The sequence below is a fragment of the Streptomyces sp. SID3343 genome, assembly GCF_009865215.1.
GTDB lineage: Bacteria > Actinomycetota > Actinomycetes > Streptomycetales > Streptomycetaceae > Embleya.
Window position 1 is genome coordinate 1 of sequence record NZ_WWJX01000787.1, and the last position, 3,162, is coordinate 3,162.

The window sequence follows — 3,162 nt, forward strand, 5'->3', positions numbered from 1 at the left end:
GCCGGCGGCGTCCAGATCGCCGTCGCCGCCGTCGTCATCGGCGCCTTCGCCCTGGCCGGCGCCGACCCCCTGCTCACCCTCAGCACCAGCACCGTCGGACTCGCGACCCTGGCACTGCTGCTCCTGCAGACCGCCGTCGCCGTCTCGGTCATCGTCTTCTTCCACAAACGCGGCCACCGCTCGCCCAGCCTCTACGTCTTCTCCGGCCTCGGCGCCGCGGGCCTGGCCACCGTCACCGGCCTCGCCACGACGAACTACTCGACCCTCACCGGCAGCGACTCCACCGCCGTCAACTCGCTGCCCTGGGCCCTGCCCGCCGTCATCGTCCTCGGCGTCGCCTACGCACTCGTCCTGCGCCGTCACAGACCCGCGATCTACGCGGCCATAGCCGCCTCCGACACCAAGCCCGCCGCCCCCGAACCCGCAGTGCGCGAAACCGCTGCCTGACCCGCCACGACGGCGCCCGCCCCCACCGCCACGGCCCCGTCGCCGCCGGATTCCGGCCCACCGGACACCGGCCCGCACCCAGGAGTCCTCGTTGAGCACCCCCTTCGCACCGACCATCGCCGGAAGCACCCTGCCTCTGCCGCCGCGTCCCACCACCGACTCGACCCGCGACATCCCAAGCGACGTCCTGCGCGGCGACCTGCGCCGATTCCGCGCATCGGGCTTTCGCCACATGGACCTGGTCGACACCTGGATCTCACCCGCCGACCTGACCCCCCGACAACTGCGCACCCTCGCCGACGAACTCGCCGACCACGACATCACCCTCGCCGGCCTGTCCGTGATCAGACGCAGCATCGTCGACCCCGTACACGGGGCGGACAACTACGCCTACACCCGCCGATCCATCGAGGCCGCCGCCGCACTGGGCGCACCGATCCTGTCCATCGGCTTCCACCGCCCCCTCACCGCCGCCCAACGCGACTGGGGCGCCTTCTGGTCGGTACCCGGCCCCACCGACGGCGAACGGGAGTACACCCGCGCCGTGCCCGCGCTCACCGAACTGTGCGCGCTGGCCGCCGACTTCGGCATCGAACTCTCCCTGGAACTGTACGAGGACACCCTCGTCGGCACCGGCGCACGGACCATGCGCCTGATCGAGGCCACCGGCGCGGCCAACCTGGGCGTCAACGCCGACCTCGCCAACCTCCACCGCGCCCCCCGCCCCCTGGAAGAGACCTGGAGCCAGACCCTCGACCTGGTCCTGGACCGAATGAACTACTGGCACGTCAAGAACTACCGCCGCGTGGAGAACTACCCCCACGGCCCGTACCTCGCCTGGCCCACCCCGCTCGCCGACGGCGACATCGACTACCGCGCCGCCCTGCACCGCGCCCGCGCGGCGGGATACGCCGGGCCCCTGTGCGTCGAGCACTACGGAGGCGACGCCCTGACCGCCCAGACCGCCGGACTGCGCTACCTCACCGACCTGCTGGAGACCATGTGACCCCCCGCATCGCGCTCGGCAGCGACGACGCCGGAGCCCCGCTGCGCCGCGCCATCGCCGCGCACCTGACCGAACGCGCCATCGCCTTCGACGACTTCGGCGTCGATACCGACGACGTTCCCTACCCCGAGATCGCCGAGCGAGTGGCCCGACGAGTCGCCGACGGCACCTACGACCGCGCCGTCCTGTGCTGCGGCACCGGCATCGGGGTCTCGGTCGTGGCCAACAAGATCCCCGGCGTGTACGCCGCCCTGGCCCACGACGCGTACTCCGCCCGCCGCGCCCGACTCAGCAACAACGCCCAGGTCCTGGCCATGGGCGCCCGCGTCATCGGCGTCCAGGCCGCGCTCGAAGTCGTGGACGTCTGGCTCGGCGAGGACTTCCGAGGCGGGCCCAGCGCCGACAAGATCGCCCTCATCGCAGATCTGGAGAACCGTCTTGGCACGCCACCTCGTCAATGACCCCTTCGACGCCGTCGACGACATGATGCGCGGCGTCACCGCCGCCCACCACGACCGCGTCGCGCTCACCGCCTCCGGCCGCGGGCTGTACACCCGCGACAGCGACCCGCGCCGACGGATCTCCGTCGTCGTCGGCGGCGGATCCGGACACGAACCGGCCTTCCTCGGCTGGGTGGGCCCCGGCCTTGCCGACGCCGCTGCCGTCGGCAACGTCTTCGCAGCCCCCGCGGCCGATCCGGTCGTCGAGGTCGTCCAGGCACTCGACCGACCCGACGGCGCACTGTTCCTGTTCGGCAACTACGAGGGCGACGTGATGAACTTCCGGCTCGCCGGCGAGTTCCTCGCCGACACCGGCATCGCCTCCCGAACCGTCCTGATCACCGACGACGTGGCCAGTGCGCCCGCACACAGCCCCCACAAGCGCCGCGGCGTGGCCGGCGGCGTGGTCGTCGCCAAGGCCGCCGGAGCCCTCGCCGACCGGGGCGCGAGCCTGGACGACGTGGCCGCACTCGCCGAGAGCGTCAACGACGCCACACGCTCGATCGGCGTCGCCCTGTCCTCCTGCCACCTGCCCGCAGCCGCCCGCCCCACCTTCGAACTCCCCGACACAGAGATGGGCTTCGGGATCGGCGTGCACGGCGAGACCGGCCTGTCACGACGAACCCGCGGCACCGCCGCCGAAACCGCCGCCCAACTGGTCCACGCGCTCCTGGACGACCAACCCGCCCTGGCCGGCTCCCGCGCCCTGGTCCTGGTCAACACCTTCGGCGCGACCCCCCTCATGGAGGCGTACATCGTCCTCGGCGAGGCGGTCGAACTCCTCCGCAAGGAAGGCACCACACCCGTGTTCGCCCACGCCGGCGCATACCTCACCAGCCTCCAGATGGCCGGGGTGAGCCTGACCACCACCCTCCTGACCCCCGAGACCGAAGCCCTGATCGCCGCCCCGGGATCCCCCCTGACCCTGCCCCCGCTCGGAGGATCACGATGACCACCGGCACGCCCCCCACCACCCGCGACATCGAGAACTGGCTCCGGGCGCTCGCCCGCGCCCTCGGCGAAGAGCAGAACCTTCTCGACGAACTCGACGCCGGCGCAGGCGACGGCGACCACGGCGCCACCATGGTCATCGGCTTCCGCCGCGTCATCGCCGAACTCGACCGCACATCCTTTGCCGACCGGCCCCCCGCGGAACTGCTGCGCACGGTCGCCCGCGCGTTCTCCGGCGTCGGCGGCAGCATCGGCCCC

At 72.4% G+C, this 3,162-nt stretch carries 4 protein-coding genes and 1 pseudogene; all 5 read left to right on the forward strand.

What is annotated here, in order from left to right; genetic code table 11:
* A pseudogene (locus GT354_RS24610) lies at positions 1–447 on the forward strand (APC family permease); the annotation flags it as partial.
* 91 nt (positions 448–538) lie between these two features.
* Positions 539–1,453, forward strand: a complete 915-nt coding sequence (locus tag GT354_RS54445) for a sugar phosphate isomerase/epimerase (protein ID WP_161358557.1) — start codon at positions 539–541, stop codon at positions 1,451–1,453.
* The gene (locus GT354_RS24620) at positions 1,450–1,914 is read left to right on the forward strand and encodes an RpiB/LacA/LacB family sugar-phosphate isomerase (RefSeq protein WP_161358558.1); all 465 of its coding nucleotides are present in this window, start codon (positions 1,450–1,452) and stop codon (positions 1,912–1,914) included. The genes GT354_RS54445 and GT354_RS24620 overlap by 4 nt, the downstream gene beginning before the upstream one ends.
* Positions 1,892–2,905 (forward strand): dihydroxyacetone kinase subunit DhaK, encoded by a 1,014-nt coding sequence (locus tag GT354_RS24625; protein ID WP_161358559.1) that lies wholly within the window; start codon positions 1,892–1,894, stop codon positions 2,903–2,905. The genes GT354_RS24620 and GT354_RS24625 overlap by 23 nt, the downstream gene beginning before the upstream one ends.
* Positions 2,902–3,162, forward strand: a 261-nt coding sequence (locus tag GT354_RS24630; RefSeq protein WP_161358560.1) for a DAK2 domain-containing protein, incomplete at its 3' end; no start/stop codon positions are given. The genes GT354_RS24625 and GT354_RS24630, both read left to right, overlap by 4 nt.